The organism is Microbacterium sp. (assembly GCF_044340635.1).
GTDB lineage: Bacteria > Actinomycetota > Actinomycetes > Actinomycetales > Microbacteriaceae > Microbacterium.
This window is the reverse complement of sequence record NZ_JBIITF010000019.1, coordinates 13,706-28,564: the sequence shown is the minus strand read 5'-3', so window position 1 is coordinate 28,564 and position 14,859 is coordinate 13,706. Positions and strand designations below refer to the sequence as shown.

At 68.3% G+C, this 14,859-nt stretch carries 16 protein-coding genes; 7 read left to right on the top strand and 9 right to left on the bottom strand.

The window, feature by feature from the left end; all coding sequences use genetic code 11:
* Positions 1–7 precede the first annotated feature (7 nt).
* Positions 8–490 (bottom strand): CarD family transcriptional regulator, encoded by a 483-nt coding sequence (locus tag ACIQ0W_RS14190; protein WP_036297846.1) that lies wholly within the window; start codon positions 488–490, stop codon positions 8–10.
* Between the two features lie 137 nt (positions 491–627).
* Here ACIQ0W_RS14190 and ACIQ0W_RS14185 point away from each other — a divergent pair, with 137 nt between their 5' ends.
* The gene (locus ACIQ0W_RS14185; RefSeq protein WP_396643368.1) at positions 628–1,098 is read left to right on the top strand and encodes a DNA modification methylase; all 471 of its coding nucleotides are present in this window, start codon (positions 628–630) and stop codon (positions 1,096–1,098) included.
* Positions 1,099–1,105: 7 nt separating this feature from the next.
* Here ACIQ0W_RS14185 and ACIQ0W_RS14180 read toward each other — a convergent pair whose 3' ends face one another.
* The gene (locus ACIQ0W_RS14180) at positions 1,106–1,792 is read right to left on the bottom strand and encodes a response regulator (RefSeq protein ID WP_396643367.1); all 687 of its coding nucleotides are present in this window, start codon (positions 1,790–1,792) and stop codon (positions 1,106–1,108) included.
* Entirely contained in the window at positions 1,789–3,063 is a 1,275-nt protein-coding gene (locus tag ACIQ0W_RS14175; protein ID WP_396643365.1) for a sensor histidine kinase, read from the bottom strand. The genes ACIQ0W_RS14180 and ACIQ0W_RS14175 overlap by 4 nt, the downstream gene beginning before the upstream one ends.
* 168 nt (positions 3,064–3,231) lie before the next feature.
* On the opposite strand from ACIQ0W_RS14175, the gene phoU reads away from it, so the two are divergent.
* The gene (phoU, locus tag ACIQ0W_RS14170; protein WP_304688899.1) at positions 3,232–3,897 is read left to right on the top strand and encodes a phosphate signaling complex protein PhoU; all 666 of its coding nucleotides are present in this window, start codon (positions 3,232–3,234) and stop codon (positions 3,895–3,897) included.
* A 64-nt stretch (positions 3,898–3,961) separates the two neighbouring features.
* Here phoU and ACIQ0W_RS14165 read toward each other — a convergent pair whose 3' ends face one another.
* The gene (locus ACIQ0W_RS14165) at positions 3,962–4,711 is read right to left on the bottom strand and encodes a phosphoglyceromutase (RefSeq protein ID WP_396643364.1); all 750 of its coding nucleotides are present in this window, start codon (positions 4,709–4,711) and stop codon (positions 3,962–3,964) included.
* A 51-nt stretch (positions 4,712–4,762) separates the two neighbouring features.
* Here ACIQ0W_RS14165 and ACIQ0W_RS14160 point away from each other — a divergent pair, with 51 nt between their 5' ends.
* Positions 4,763–5,617 (top strand): class I SAM-dependent methyltransferase, encoded by an 855-nt coding sequence (locus ACIQ0W_RS14160; RefSeq protein ID WP_396643363.1) that lies wholly within the window; start codon positions 4,763–4,765, stop codon positions 5,615–5,617.
* Between the two features lie 9 nt (positions 5,618–5,626).
* Here the strand turns inward: ACIQ0W_RS14160 and ACIQ0W_RS14155 are convergent, their stop codons facing one another.
* From ACIQ0W_RS14155 to ACIQ0W_RS14140, 4 genes are all read right to left on the bottom strand, one after another.
* Entirely contained in the window at positions 5,627–6,778 is a 1,152-nt protein-coding gene (locus ACIQ0W_RS14155; RefSeq protein ID WP_396643362.1) for an aromatic acid exporter family protein, read from the bottom strand.
* A complete protein-coding gene (locus tag ACIQ0W_RS14150; protein WP_396643361.1) occupies positions 6,775–7,911 on the bottom strand; it encodes a YgfZ/GcvT domain-containing protein in 1,137 nt (378 codons plus the stop codon). Before ACIQ0W_RS14150 ends, ACIQ0W_RS14155 begins: the two co-directional genes overlap by 4 nt.
* Positions 7,911–8,513: an FABP family protein gene (locus ACIQ0W_RS14145; RefSeq protein ID WP_304687370.1), complete on the bottom strand. Its 603-nt coding sequence runs from the start codon at positions 8,511–8,513 to the stop codon at positions 7,911–7,913. Before ACIQ0W_RS14145 ends, ACIQ0W_RS14150 begins: the two co-directional genes overlap by 1 nt.
* A gap of 158 nt (positions 8,514–8,671) precedes the next feature.
* On the bottom strand, positions 8,672–8,962 hold the full coding sequence (locus ACIQ0W_RS14140) for a hypothetical protein (protein WP_304687372.1): 291 nt from the start codon (positions 8,960–8,962) through the stop codon (positions 8,672–8,674).
* Between the two features lie 127 nt (positions 8,963–9,089).
* Between ACIQ0W_RS14140 and ACIQ0W_RS14135 the strand changes: the two genes are divergently transcribed.
* From ACIQ0W_RS14135 to ACIQ0W_RS14120, 4 genes are read left to right on the top strand one after another with little or no spacing between them, the layout of a single operon-like run.
* On the top strand, positions 9,090–9,779 hold the full coding sequence (locus ACIQ0W_RS14135) for a DNA-binding response regulator (RefSeq protein ID WP_396643360.1): 690 nt from the start codon (positions 9,090–9,092) through the stop codon (positions 9,777–9,779).
* A gap of 59 nt (positions 9,780–9,838) precedes the next feature.
* A complete protein-coding gene (locus ACIQ0W_RS14130) occupies positions 9,839–12,013 on the top strand; it encodes an RNA degradosome polyphosphate kinase (protein WP_396643359.1) in 2,175 nt (724 codons plus the stop codon).
* Complete coding sequence (locus ACIQ0W_RS14125; protein WP_396643358.1) at positions 12,010–12,948, top strand: NUDIX domain-containing protein; 939 nt, start codon at positions 12,010–12,012, stop codon at positions 12,946–12,948. The genes ACIQ0W_RS14130 and ACIQ0W_RS14125 overlap by 4 nt, the downstream gene beginning before the upstream one ends.
* Complete coding sequence (locus tag ACIQ0W_RS14120) at positions 12,945–13,547, top strand: hypothetical protein (RefSeq protein WP_396643357.1); 603 nt, start codon at positions 12,945–12,947, stop codon at positions 13,545–13,547. Before ACIQ0W_RS14125 ends, ACIQ0W_RS14120 begins: the two co-directional genes overlap by 4 nt.
* Here the strand turns inward: ACIQ0W_RS14120 and ACIQ0W_RS14115 are convergent.
* Positions 13,539–14,855, bottom strand: a complete 1,317-nt coding sequence (locus ACIQ0W_RS14115) for a M1 family metallopeptidase (protein WP_396643356.1) — start codon at positions 14,853–14,855, stop codon at positions 13,539–13,541. The two genes, ACIQ0W_RS14120 and ACIQ0W_RS14115, sit on opposite strands and share 9 nt — an antisense overlap.
* Between the last annotated feature and the right edge of the window lie 4 nt (positions 14,856–14,859).

Below are 14,859 nucleotides of genomic sequence, written 5' to 3'. Positions count from 1 at the left end.
CGGGAGCCTAGCTTGCGAGGACCTCGTCGAGCACGACGCCCGCACGCTCTTCGTCGGTCTTCTCGGCCAACGCGAGCTCGGAGATGAGGATCTGGCGCGCCTTGGCGAGCATCCGCTTCTCACCCGCGGACAAACCGCGGTCCTGGTCACGACGCCACAGATCGCGAACGACCTCGCTGACCTTGATGACATCGCCGGAAGCGAGCTTCTCGAGGTTCGCCTTGTAGCGGCGGGACCAGTTCGTGGGCTCTTCCGTGAACGGTGCGCGCAGCACCTCGAATACCCGGTCGAGACCCTCTTTGCCGATGACGTCGCGGACGCCGACCAAGTCGACATTCTCTGCAGGTACCTCGATGACGAGATCACCCTGAGTGACGTTGAGCTTCAGGTATTTCTTGGTCTCGCCCTTGATGACCCGGTCTTTGACTTCGATGATCGTCGCGGCCCCGTGGTGCGGGTAAACGACCGTTTCGCCAACCTCAAAAAGCATGCAGTTATGTCCTTTCGGCAACCTACAGAATACCACAGGCGCCATACGCTAAGGTTCGCCGTGCACGGCGGGCAGCCGCGGTCAAGCGCACCCCCCTAGAATGAGATTGCAACGTCTGCGATCTCCCTGGAGGACCCGTGAAATCCCGTCGGCTCGCGTCTCTGGCCCTGGTGGCCGCCGTTCTGGTGGGAACTTCCGGCTGCACGCTGATCTCGCCGCAGGCGACGCTCATCCCCTACGCGCCGGCAGACGGCGTCAGCGCACACACCGGCGATGTCGCCGTGCGCAACGCGCTCATCGTCTCGGATGACGGAATCGACGGGAACTTCCTCGCCGCCTTCGTGAACGAGAGCACCGACCCCGTGACGCTGCGGGTCGAGTACGGCGAGGGGTCCGCCAAGACGGAACTCACCGTCCGACTGGACGCGAGCGAAGCGATCAGCCTCGGCATGGACGGCGCGAACGACCCGCTGCCGTTCCCCGACATCGACACGATGCCGGGCGCCACGATGCCCGTCTACTTCCAGGCCGGCGACGCCGAGGGCTCCCTCGTCGAGGTGCCGATCCTCACGGGCGAAACAAGCTATCTCGAGCCGTTCGTCCCCTGAGCGCTCGTCACTCCGATTCGAAGCGGTACCCGAGTCCTCGCACGGTCACGAGCATCGTCGGCTCACTCGGCGTCTGCTCGATGCGTGAACGGATGCGCTTGATGTGCACATCGAGCGTCTTGGTGTCACCGAAGTAGTCGCTCCCCCACACGCGGTCGATCAGCTGACCACGGGTCAGGACGCGACCGGCGTTGCGCATCAGCACTTCGAGAAGCTCGAATTCTTTGAGCGGCATACTGATCTCCGCGCCGTCGACGGCGACGCTGTGGCGGTCGATGTCGAGGGTCACGCGACCACCGGTGAGGACGTGCTCCTCGAGGTCGACGTCGGGCTCGGCGGTGCGGCGGAGAACCGCACGCATGCGAGCGAGCAGTTCGCGTGCGGAGTACGGCTTCGTGACGTAGTCGTCCGCTCCGAGCTCGAGTCCGACCACGATGTCCACTTCGGAGTCCTTCGCGGTGACCATGACGATCGGCACCGCCGATGTCTGACGGATGCGTCGGCACACCTCGGTTCCCGACATCCCGGGCAGCATGAGATCGAGCAGGACGATGTCGCACCCGCGCTCTTCGAATGCGGTGACGGCCGCGGGGCCGTCCTCCGCGATTTCGACTTCATACCCCTCGCGGCGCAGCAGGTAGGCCAGCGGTTCGGCCAGATCGGGTTCGTCTTCGACGAGGAGGACCCGGGTCATGTCTTCTTCTCTCCCTCAGGGGCGCGTTCAGCGCCCAGGGCGCCTCGGCGTTTCTTCGTGGTCTCGTTCGCCTTGCGACGGGTGGTCGAGTCGCTCCCTTTGCGGCGACGGCGGGGCTTCTCGGTCTCTTCGGGCGACGATGCACGCGGGAGCCGGATGGTGAAGGTCGATCCGCGTCCCGGCTGCGACCACACGCGCACTTCTCCGCCGTGCCGCTGCACGGCGTGCTTGACGATAGCGAGGCCCAGGCCCGTGCCGCCCGTGCGGCGAGAGCGCGCGCCATCGGCGCGATAGAAGCGCTCGAAGATGCGCTGCTGGTCGGCCTCGACGATCCCGATTCCCTGATCGGTGACGGCGATCTCGACCACCTTGTCTTCGACGCGAACGCCGACGCCGACGCGTCCCCCCTTCGGGGAATACGCGACCGCGTTGGCGATCAGGTTGCTGACGGCCTCGATCAGCATCGTCGGGTCGCCCCGGACGATCGCTCCCCGGTCGCCGCCGCGCAGCAGTTCTACGCCGACCGAATCCGCCTGGACGGCGTTCGACTCGACGGAGGCCGCGACCACCTCGTCGATCGAGACGTCGCGCGGCTCCGGCAGCTCGTCCGCGGCTTGCAGCCGAGACAGATCCATGATGCGACTCGTCAGGCGGGACAAGCGGGCGGCCTCGGCCTGCAGTCGCACGGCGAACGCGCGCACCTGCGGCGGGTCGTCGGCGGCGGATTCGATCGCCTCGGCGAGCAGGCTCACGGCCCCCACCGGCGTCTTGAGTTCGTGGCTGGTGTTGGCGACGAAGTCGTACCGCATCTGTTCGAGGCGCTCCTGCTCGGTGACGTCGTCGACCACGAGCAGGACATGCGTGCCGTCCAATGACGCCGCCCGCGCCGACACCAGGCGGCCCTCGGTCGCAAGCAAAGCGGTTCCTCCCGCGGCACGGCGCATCCGGAAGCGCGCGCTCTCCGCACCGCCGGACGTCCGCGTCGCGCGGACGAGGACGCGCAGGTCTTCGACGCTGATCACCTCACCCGCCGACATGCCGAACCCCGGCGCCGCGGGTGATGCCGCAACCACGGTCAACGACGCATCCACGACGGATGCGGCGCCCTCCATGGCGTCGAGCACCTGCAACACACCGGAGGGTACGCTCACGGCCGCCTCGGCCTCGGCACGCTCCGCCGCCCGCAACGCGGCGAAGACGAGAGTCGATACTCCGAGACCTATCACCGCTCCCGCCAGTAACGCGAGGAGCGCGATCTGCACCGGGTCCATGAGTCCCAGCGTAGGGTCACGCGCCGCGAACGGCCGACCGGGGCCGCTGAGGCACGGTGTCGGCCCGGGTACTATTCACCGGAGCGGCACCATCCGTTAACCTTCGGCGGAGATGATCGCGGAGGTCGCGGGCGCCGTGTCCGACCGACCGGGAAAGGGACCAGCACCGTGCGCGAAGTCTTCCATCAGTCCCTCGAGGACGTCCAGGGGCGGCTCGTCGAGATCTCCGAGCTCGTCGCGATCGCGATCGAAAAGGCCACGCAGGCGTTCGGCTCGAGTGATGTCTCGCTCGCCGAAGAGGTCATCGACGCCGACAGCATCATCGACGACAAGGCCGTGGCGCTCGACGAGCTCGCCATCGAGATCCTCGCCCGCCAGCAGCCGGTCGCACGCGACCTGCGCATCGTCGTGAGCGCGCTTCGGATGTCTGCGTCGCTCGAGCGCATGGGCGACATCGCCGAGCACATCGCTCAGCTGACGCGGTACCGCTTCCCCGAGCGCGCGATTCCCAAGGGCCTCAAGAGCACCTTCACCAGCATGGGACAGATCGATGTCCAGATGGCGCGGAAGCTCACCGAGCTGCTGCGCACCCAGGACATCGCGGTCGCTGAAGAGATCCGCAACCTGGACGACCAGCTCGACGACCTGCACGTCTCCGTCTTCGAGAAGGTGCTCGGCGAGAACTGGCAGGGCGAGGCGATGGCGACGGTCGATGCGACCCTCGCGAGCCGCTACCACGAGCGTTTCGGCGACCACGCGGAGTCGGTTGCGAAGAAGGTCGTCTACCTCGCAACGGGTGACTGGTCGGACGCCTCCAACGTCACCCTCGCCTAGCAGACATCGAGAAAGGGACCGGATGCCTCGGCATCCGGTCCCCTTTTCGTGCTGAACGCGGTCGCTACTTCTTGCCCTGCGCAGCGACGGCAGCTGCTCCGGCCGCGGCGGCTTCGGGGTCGAGGTACTCGCCCGGCCCGAGGGGCAGCAGGTCTTCGCCGAGTCGGTAGACGAGCGGAATGCCGGTCGGAATGTTGAGCTCCGAGATGTCGTCGTCGCTGATGCCCTCGAGGTGCTTCACGAGCCCGCGCAGCGAGTTGCCGTGCGCCGTGACGAGCACCGTCTTGCCTGCACGCAGGTCGGGAACGATGCCGCTCTCCCAGTACGGGAGCATGCGGTCGATCACGAGCTTGAGCGATTCGGTACGGGGGATCTCCCCGTCGATGCCGACGTAGCGCGGGTCGGATACCTGGCTGAACTCGTCGTCATCGGCGATCTCGGGCGGCGGCACATCGAAAGAGCGACGCCACAGCATGAACTGCTCGGGGCCGAATTCGGCAAGGGTCTGCGCCTTGTCCTTGCCCTGCAGTGCGCCGTAGTGGCGCTCGTTCAGGCGCCAGGTGCGGGTCACGGGGATCCACAGCCGATCGGCCGCATCGAGCGCGATGTTGGCGGTCTGGATGGCACGGCTGAGAACAGAGGTGTGCAGGACATCGGGCAGCAGTCCCGCCTCGGCGAGCAGTTCGCCGCCACGCTTCGCCTCGGCCTTGCCGAGGTCGGTCAGGCGCACATCGACCCAACCGGTGAAGAGGTTCAACTCGTTCCACTCGCTTTGGCCGTGGCGGAGCAGGATCAACGTATAAGGCTCGGTCATGCGCCCATGATATCGGCGCCGGGTGAAGCGCATTCCCGACATCATGGAGGGATGACCGCGCAGCGCCCGCCCGCACACCAGCCTTCTGCGGGTCGCCCCGTCGGGCAGGCGACACGCGGGACGACAGGCACGAACAGGCTGCGCCGCAACGACCGGTACCTCGCGGGGCTGCCCGCGCTGCGCCGGACCGACGATCCGCTCGTCGTCGATCTGGGATTCGGGGCAAGCGCCGTCACAGCGCTGGAACTCTGGACGCGGCTGGCGCGCGTCCGCCCCGATGTGGAGGTCGTCGGCGTCGAGATCGACCCCGAGCGCGTCGCGCGGGCGCGTGAACAGCTCGCCACGGTCCGCGCGGGCAAGACATCCTTCGCACCAGACGCGCGGGTCGGGTTCGAGTCCGGCGGTTTCGAGCTTCCCCTCCCCGGCGGGCGCCGACCCGTCCTGGTTCGTGCGATGAATGTGCTGCGCCAGTACGAAGAGGGGCAGGTAGCGGATGCCTGGGCCCTCACATCCGCTCGCCTCCAGACCGCGGGCGCGCTCGTCGAAGGCACCTGCGATGAGGTCGGCCGTGTCGGTTCGTGGGTCGACGTGGATGCCGGCGGCGAGCCGGTCGGGTTGACCATCGCCCTGCGGCTCACCGACCTCGATGCACCCTCGATCGTCGCCGAGCGGCTCCCCAAAGCGCTCATCCACCGCAATGTCCCCGGCGAGCGCGTGCACGCCGTACTGTCGGCGCTCGACGCGGCGTGGACCCGGGCCGCTCCCCTGGGCGTCTTCAGCCCTCAGCAACGCTGGGTCGCCGCGGTCGAGGCGCTCCGCGCGACGGGCGTGCCGGTGCGGGGCGGACGCACCCGATGGCGCCTGGGCGAACTCACGCTGCCGTGGTCGGCCGTCGCCCCCGGCTGAGCGGCCGGATCAGAGACGCGGGATCGCGGCACGCGCCCGATCGGCGGGCATCCCCGCTCCGATCAGCAGATCGACGACGAACGGTCGCAGTGCCGCGATGAGGTTCTGGTCCCCGAAGCCTGCGCCCGGCACCACCTCGTTCGGGTCGAGGTGGTGCGCGATCCCGGCCAGGGCCTCTTGCGCGACGGGCTCGAGTGAGATGTCCGCCAGCGATTGCTCGACGAGCGATGCCCCGCGACCGAGGGAGAGCACGAGATCCGCGGCAACGGGACGCGGGACACCGTCGTCCACGAGATAGGCCGTCCGCCGCGCGACGACCCGCAGGTTGCGGGTCGCGAGGTCCATGGCGGCCAGCACCCGCTCGGCGCGTGCCAACTCCGCCCGGCTGGCCCAGAGCCACGGCGAGATGCGCGCGATGGCCACGGAAGAATCGAGAGTCTCTCGCCACGCCCGGACGAGCGGATCGAGCGCACGTGCCTTCTGCAGCCCGCGCTCGGCACGCGCACGGTCGCCCTGGCGCAGCGCGATGGCAAGGCTCATCACGGCGCCGTCGAACGCGCGGAACAGCGTCGCGACGTCCCGACGTGCTTCGCCACGCGGACTGCGCGGGATCAACGCGGTGGCCAAGAGGGCCGCAACTCCCCCGACGACGCCGTCGAGCAGGCGCGAGAACGGCACGCTGGTCGAGGCCGGGATGATCAACACGATGAGGGACTGGATCGCGGCGGCGATCGCGAAACTCGCCTGGGGTGAGAGGAATCGTGCCACCACGAGGGTCACCGCCAGGGCGAGACCCACCTGCCACCATCCTCGTCCCGCGACGAGCAGCAGGACCTCGGCGATCAGAATGCCGACGATCATGCCGACGACCGTCTCGAGAACGCGCCGCGGGCGGGCATCACGCACGAGTCCCAAGCTCGCGACCGTCACCGTCCCGGCGAGCAGCGGGGTCTGATGTCCCACGACGAAAAATGCGAACGCGTAGGCGGCGGTTGCGGCGACGACGATCTGGATGATCGGCAACGCCGAGTTCCGGACGCGGCGTACACCCGGTCGCGGATCGAAGCGATCACGCATCCTCAGGGGGATGGCGGTCGTGATGGGCGGAAGCGGCTCCTGCTGCGGATCGCTCGAACCGGAACGACCGGCGCCGTCGTTCACGCGCGGGTGCGCGCCGAAAGCCGCGGCAGGCGCGGAACGGATGCCTCGGCTCCCGCTCCGGGCGGCACGATGACCTCCTGGGCCGCAATCACGGTCTCGTCGCCCACCGTGACCGTCAACGTCGCGTCGATCGGCAGGGTCCGCTTGACCACGGCGAGCGCGATCGGCCCGAGCTCGTGATGGAGCGCGGCCGAGGTGACGCGGCCGACCTCCGTGCCGGCCAGCGAGACGGACGCGCCCGGCTCGGGCAGAACCGCGTCGCTGCCGTCCAGATGGAGGAACACCAGGCGGCGCGGTGGATGGCCGAGGTTGTGGACTTTCGCGACGGTTTCCTGCCCTCGATAGCACCCCTTGTCGAGGTGCACGGCCGAGCGCAACCAGTCGAGTTCGTGAGGCAGAGTCCGCTCATCGACCTCGTTCGCACGGCGGGGGCGCCATGCCGCGATGCGGAGCGCTTCGGCGGCGATCAGCCCGGCGGCCGCGACGTCCGCGGCGCGAGGGATCGCCGCGGCGATGTCAGCCGCAGCATCCGTCGTCACGATCGCTTGGCGCCAGTTCCAGTCGGCAGCCGGGTGCGGGCCGGTCGCGTACTGGTGTCCGCCCACTGTCACGTGCGACCACGGGTCGATCCAGACGAGCGGCACATCAGCGGGCGCGTGGACGTGGGGCGCGATCAGGGCCTCGGCCGCACCGCCACCGAACGATCCGAGCACGGTCAGGTCGGCTTCGCGCGTCACCACGACCTGGGCGCGGAACACCATTCTCTTCAACCATGTTGCGAGCGCTTCGGCGCTGGTGGCGTCGGCGATGAGCCAGGTGGTGACGCCATCGTCCAGAACGGATGCCGCGTGCTCCACGTGCCCGTGCGGATCGAGCACGAGCAGCTCAGTCGCACGGCCCGGCTCGAGGCGCGCCAGGTGCTGCGACGTGATCGAGTCGAGCCAGGTCAGTCGATCGGCACCTGCCACCGACAGCACGACGCGGTCGCCGAGGTGGACGATCGCGCGGCCTTCGGCGAGCAGGCGCTGTTCACGAAGGAAGGTACCGAAGTGCAGGGGTGCACCCCCTGAATCGTTCGTCGAGGCAGACTCGTCGATGACGGCCCCCGGAAGCACAGCGAACGGAGAGGCCATCACTCGGCCTTCGCAAGACGCGCGGACGCGTGGCTGCGCAGTTCGGTGCCGAGCGCGGCGATGTCCCACGCCCAGAGCAGATGAGCGTCCACGAGGCCGTACAACCGCGTCGCGGCGGCGTAGGGCTTCGCCCCCGAAGGGCGCACCACGGCATCCGTCGCGAGATCGATCCGTGGTCCCGTCACGTGTCCCAGGTACAGCTCGGAGGTGCCGTCCGAGTGGACGATCGCAACCTCGATCTCGAAGCCGCCCTCGGCGACGCGCAACGCCTCGACGTCATCGACCGTTCGCGCAGGCGCCGGCGCGAGAGCAGGGAGCAGACCCGGACCGGGATCGGCGTCACCGAGGGGGCGGGCGAGACGCCAGTACCCCGTCTCGGCGACCAGCTGCACGCCGGGGCCGTCACCGGAAGACATCCACGCCGTCGCGGAGTAGTTCAGGTAATCGCCGCCGTCGTGGCTGAAGCTCACACGATGAGCGAACTCACCCGCGTAGCGGTGACCCGCTGCCTCGTAGTCGATCACGCCCGTTCCCTCCCACACCCCGACCAGCCACGAGAGCGGTACGAGGTCGGCAGGCAGGTCTGTCGGCAGATCGATCACGATCGGGCCGCTCAGCGCTGGCCGCGATAGAGGTTGACGATCACCACGCCCGAAACGAACGCGATCGCCAGGGATGCCAGTGCGAGGAGACCCACAAAGAAGATCTCGAGAGCGAGGAGGTCCATGATCCCACTCTAGTCCGACGTCGCACGTTCGGATCAGGCGGGAATGATCGTCGCGAGGCCGACTCCGGCCGACACGATCCCCAGCGCCAGCAGGGCGCCGAGCACGCTCGCGGCCACCCGCCGGATGAACCCGGTGGATCGCCCGTAGGCCAGCTGCACACCGAAAGAGACCAGCAGGCTCGCGGCGAGCGCCAGGACGAACCATTGCGCCTGGTGCGTCGCGGGTACGAAGATGGCCACCGCGATCCCGCCGAGGAGGGCAGCGATCCAGACCGCGGCGATACCTCCGACGCTCGAGCGGGGAGCGAGTTCGGGTGCCGACATGCCTTCATCTTCCCCCACCGGTGGCGACCGCGCGAGCCCGTCACGACCCGCGGGCCGTCGCATTCCCGCGGTCGGCGTAAGATGGGGGGCCACGACGACCCTGGGGGCGTCGCCCGAGAGGAAACGCGTGGCCCAACTGCTCGTCCTGAGTTCCGCACACGGCAGCGGTCCCGTTCTGCCGTCCCTGGAACTCTTGAGCCACCGGGTCCGGCAGATCCCCGCCGAGCCGGCACAACTGGTGAATGCGCCGAGCGCCGATGTCATCTTCGTCGACGCCCGAACCGACCTGGTCGGCGCGAAGTCTCTCTGCAAGATCCTCAACACGACCGGTCTCGACGCGCCCCTGATGCTCGTGGTCACCGAGGGCGGCCTGACCGCGGTCAGCACGGACTGGGGCGTCGATGACGTCATCCTCGTCAGCGCCGGCCCCGCAGAGGTGGATGCCCGCGTACGCCTGGCAATGGGACGGATGACGCAGGAGCAGGTCTCGACCCGCATCCAGACATCCGGAATCACGATCGATGAGTCCTCGTACTCGGCGAAGGTGCACGGAAAACCGCTCGACCTGACGTACAAGGAGTTCCAGCTCCTGCACTTCTTCGCCACCCACCCCTCGCGCGTCTTCACGCGCGAGCAGTTGCTCAGCGAGGTGTGGGGCTACGACTACTTCGGCGGCACGCGCACCGTCGATGTGCACGTGCGGCGCCTGCGCGCCAAGCTCGGCGATCTGGAGCAACTCATCGGCACCGTCCGCAACGTGGGATATCGCTTCAACGTGTACGAGGACGATCAGCTTCCCACCGCCAGCGGCCGCTAGGGCTGACGCCGGGGCGGCCGGTTTACCCGCCGGACACCTGCGCCCTGCAATGATGGACCATGCTCGAATCCTCGATCCTCGACGCTGGTCTGGGCGATGCCGACGATGACGACTTCGATGAAGCCGTCGAGGCGTTCGACTCGCAGCTTCCGGAGAACAGATATCTCGACCGCGAACTGAGCTGGCTCGCGTTCAATCAACGCGTCCTCGAGCTCGCCGAAGACCCGACGGTGCCCGTGTTGGAGCGCGCGAACTTCCTCGCGATCTTCGCCAGCAACCTGGACGAGTTCTTCATGGTGCGCGTCGCGGGGCTCCGTCGCCGGATCATCACGGGCCTTGCCGTCCCGACGAACGTCGGCCGGTCGCCCTCGGACGTCCTGGCGGACATCTCGGCCGAGGCATACAGGCTCCAGCTGCGTCACGCCGAGGCATGGCGCGCGGTCGTGCAGCCCGACCTCTCGGCCGCGGGCATCGAAGTCGTGACGTGGGACGCCCTGGGCGACGAAGAACGCGTTGCCCTCTACGAATACTTCCAATCGCAGGTCTTCCCGGTGCTGATGCCGCTGGCCGTCGACCCCGCGCATCCGTTCCCGTACATCTCGGGTCTCTCGCTCAACCTGGCCGTCCGCATCCGCAACGCCCGCACCGGGCGCCAGGAGTTCGCGCGTCTGAAGGTCCCTCCGATGCTGCCGCGATTCGTCGAGGTGCCGGGCGCCGCGAGCGCCGGACGCGGACGATACCTGCCGCTCGAGGACCTGATCTCGAACAACCTGGTCGATCTCTTTCCGGGTATGGAAGTGCTCGACCACCATGCCTTCCGCCTCACGCGCAACGAAGACATGACGATCGAGGAGGACGAGACCGAGAATCTCATCCAGGCCCTCGAGGCCGAGTTGCTGCGACGCCGCTTCGGTCCGCCGATCCGCCTCGAGATCACGGACGACATGGACGACGTGACGCTCGGGCTGCTCATCCGCGAGCTCGACATCACCGAGCAGCAGGTCTTCCGTCTGCACGCGCCGCTCGACCTGCGTGGCCTGTTCGACCTCTCGCGGATCTCACGCCCCGACCTGCACTACCCGCCGCACCTGCCGACCACGGCGCTGGCGTTCCAGCCGGGCGACAACAACGAGCGCGCCGATATCTTCGCGTCCATCCGCCAGGGCGACGTGCTCGTGCATCATCCCTACGAATCCTTCGCGACGAGCGTCCAGGCGTTCCTCGAGCAGGCCGCGAAAGACCCGCACGTGCTCGCGATCAAGCAGACGCTCTATCGCACCTCGGGCGACAGCCCGATCGTCGAGGCACTGATCGACGCGGCCGAGGCGGGCAAGCAGGTGCTCGCGCTGGTCGAGATCAAGGCCCGCTTCGACGAGGCGGCGAACATCGTGTGGGCGCGCAAGCTCGAGAAGGCCGGCGTGCACGTCGTATACGGCCTGGTCGGGCTGAAGACGCACTGCAAGCTCGCGCTCGTCATCCGTGAAGAGGGCGGCGTGCTGCGCAGCTACAGCCACGTCGGCACGGGCAACTACAACCCCAAGACCAGCCGCATCTACGAAGACTTCGGGCTCTTCACCGCCGACGACCAGGTGGGCCGCGACCTCACCCGGCTGTTCAACGAGCTCTCCGGCTACGCGATCGAGAAGAAGTTCAAGCGGCTGCTCGTCGCTCCCCTCCACCTGCGCAAGGGCCTGCTGCGCCTGATCGACAAGGAACGCAGAAACGCGCTCGCCGGCAAGCCCGCGAAGATCCGCTTCAAGGTCAACTCGATGGTCGACGAGCAGATCATCGACGCGCTGTACCGCGCAAGCCAGGCCGGCGTCCAGATCGAGATCTGGGTGCGGGGTATCTGTTCCCTCAAGCCCGGCATCGAGGGCGTGAGCGACAACATCACCGTGCGGAGCATCCTGGGTCGCTACCTCGAGCACTCCCGGATCTTCGCGTTCGAATCGGGCGGCGACCGCCAGGTCTACATCGGCAGCGCCGACATGATGCACCGCAACCTCGACCGGCGCGTCGAGGCCCTCGTGCGCGTCGTCGCCCCCGCGCACCTGAAAGAACTCGACGAGCTGTTCGACCTGGCGATGAGCGACGGCACGAGTTCGTGGTGGCTCGGCCCCGACGGCGCTTGGGTCCGGCACAGCACGGATGCCGAGGGGCGTCCCCTGGTCGACATCCAGGACAAGACGATGCACGACATTCAGCGTCGTCGTCGCGCACGGGCGGTCCGGTGACGGACACCGCCGTTTATGCGGCGGGAGCGGTCATCTGGCGGCTCGTCGAGGGCAAGTTGCACATCCTCGTGATCCACCGCACGGCATACGCAGACGTGACCCTTCCCAAGGGCAAGGTCGATCCCGGTGAGATGCTGGCCGAGACGGCCGTGCGCGAGGTGTTCGAAGAGACCGGTATCCGCGTCTCGCTCGGCATTCCGGTGGGCGTATCGCGCTATCGGATGCCGAACAAACGGCAGAAGATCGTGCACTACTGGTCTGCGGAGGCCACGGATGACGCGATTCGCACGTCGCGCTTCGTGCCGAACAAGGAGGTGGCCGCCCTCGAATGGGTGACACCCAAGCGCGCGCGGACCTACCTGAGCTACCCCGTGGATCTCGAGATCCTCGACGCCTTCATGAAGTTCGTCGACGACGGAGTGCTGCAGACGTTCCCCCTGATCGTGCTGCGGCACGGCAAGGCGGTCAGCCGGGACTCCTGGAGCGGGCAGGATGCGTTGCGTCCCCTGACCGCGCGCGGCACCCGCCAGGCCCATGCGATCGTCGGGCCACTCCTGGCGTTCGGCGCGCGCAGGGTCATCTCGTCAGACGCGGTGCGCTGCGTCACGACCGTGACCCCGTTCGCCGCAGCCCTCGGCAAGCCGGTGCGGCGAACCGAATTGATGAGTCAGGATGCGTGGGAGCAGGGCCGTGCGGACATCCGAGCCGTCGTGGGTAAGCGCGTGCGCTCCGGCAAACCGGCCGTCCTGTGCAGTCACGGGCCCGTGCTGCCGGAGATCATGAGCGAGATCGCCCTGGCGACGGGCACGCTCCGCGGGTCGTACCTCGGCAGCGCCTCGACGTTGGATCTCGCGGCATTCTCGGTCGTTCATCTGTCGGCCACGAACCCCGGCTCCGGCATCGTCGCGATCGAAACGCACACCCCGAAGGAGTGAGCGCGCACCCCGAAGTCACGCTGCTCGCGGGGGTGCGGGTCGCCTGGCAGACGCTCCCGCCCGCACGTGCCCGCCGGGAGATCGCAGATGCCCTGGTTGCACGCATCGCGACCGCGTCGACGGGCGGCACGGTCATTGTCGGCCGACGGTGCGAGCGCTGCGGGGCCACAGATCACGGACGACCGGTCGTCACGGGAGCACCCATCCAGGCGAGCGTGTCGTACACGGCCGACGTGGTGGTGGTCGCGGTGGCGGACGCCTGCCGAGTCCTCGCACTCGGGATAGACGCCGAACGCGGAGCGCCGACACGCCAGAACGGATTGCGAGGACTCATCATCCCGGGACAGCGCACCTCGCTCCGCCACTGGACGCGCGTCGAAGCGGTGCTGAAGGCCGACGGTCGGGGGCTGTCGGTCGACCCGCGGCGTGTCCGCATCGAGCGGACGCTGGGGGGAGTCCACGGGAGCATCACCGGCGAGAGCGCCAGGACAGAACGCGGTGTCCGTCCAGCAAGCGCTGCCCTCGGCATCCGTCCCCGTCTGCTGCGGGTGCGCGGACCGCGGGGCATCGTGATCTCGCTCGCGGTCGCCTCAGTCTGAGATGCGACGCAGCGACGGCAGCGACGTCTGCGACAGCCAGCTCATGAAGAGGTCGGCGAGCGGTGCGTCGGCGATCGCCTCCGCGCACACCACGAAATCCTCTGTCGTAGCGACGCCGTAGCGGTGGTCGGCGCACCAGCGGCGCAGGATCTCGAAGAACGTCGGGTCCCCCACCCGACGGCGAAGGGCGTGGAGGGTCAGCGCGCCGCGCTTGTAGACGCGGTCGTCGAACATGAGGTCGGGTCCCGGGTCCGAGAGCAGCAGATCCTGCGGCAGCGCCCGCAGCATCGCGTGGTGCGCGGCAGCGCACGCCTCGACGGACGGGCCGCCGGATGCCTCGGACCAGAGCCACTCCGCGTAGCAGGCGAATCCCTCGTTCAGCCAGATGTCCCGCCAGTGCGCCAGCCCCACGCTGTTGCCGAACCACTGATGGGCGAGCTCGTGCGCGATCAGACGCTCTTCCGAGCCGTCGAGATGGTTCGAGCCGAACGTGGCCATTCCCTGCGCTTCGAGGGGGATCTCGAGCGGATCGGCCGTCACGACCACGTCGTAGCGCGCGAACGGGTACGGACCGAACGCGCGCTGGAAGACCCGCATCATGTCCGGCAGATCGGCGAAAGCCGTCTTCACGGCAACGGAAAGCACCCGCGGATGATGCAGAGCTCCCGCAACGCCATCGAGATCGACGAGCGTCTCGACATAGTGGCCGATCTGCACCGCGACCAGGTAGGTCGGGGTCGGCGCGGACTGCTCGAACACCGACGTCGCCGCACCACCCGCGCGCCCGAGCGAGACGCGCTCGCCCGTCGCGACCACGCTGTAGGCGGCATCCGTGGTGACAGCGATTCGATAGGTCGCCTTGTCGTCGGGCCGGTCGTTGCAGGGGAACCACGTCGGGGCGCCGGTCGGCTGGGCCGCGACGAGGGCGCCATCCTCCAGCTCTTCCCACCCGATCGCTCCCCACCGCGACCGGCGCGGTGCCGGCGACCCGGCATAGGCGAACTCGACCGAGAACCGCTCGTCGAGCGCGATCGGAGCGCTGGGGGTCACGCGGATCATCCGCGGGCCCTGGCGGTACGCCGTGCGGCGGTCGCCGTCGACGCGCACCTTGGAGGCGTGCAAACCGACGAGGTCGACCGTGAACGAGCGGATCGGACGCCGGGCGACCGCATTCAGGACGACCCGCCCGGAGAGCCGGTTGGTGGACGGCTTGTACGTGATCGCGATGTCGTACGACTCCACGTCGTACGACAGGTCCCCACTCTGCGGGGCGTAGGCATCGGGCGCCGGCAGCTGAGCGCCGGTCATCGGG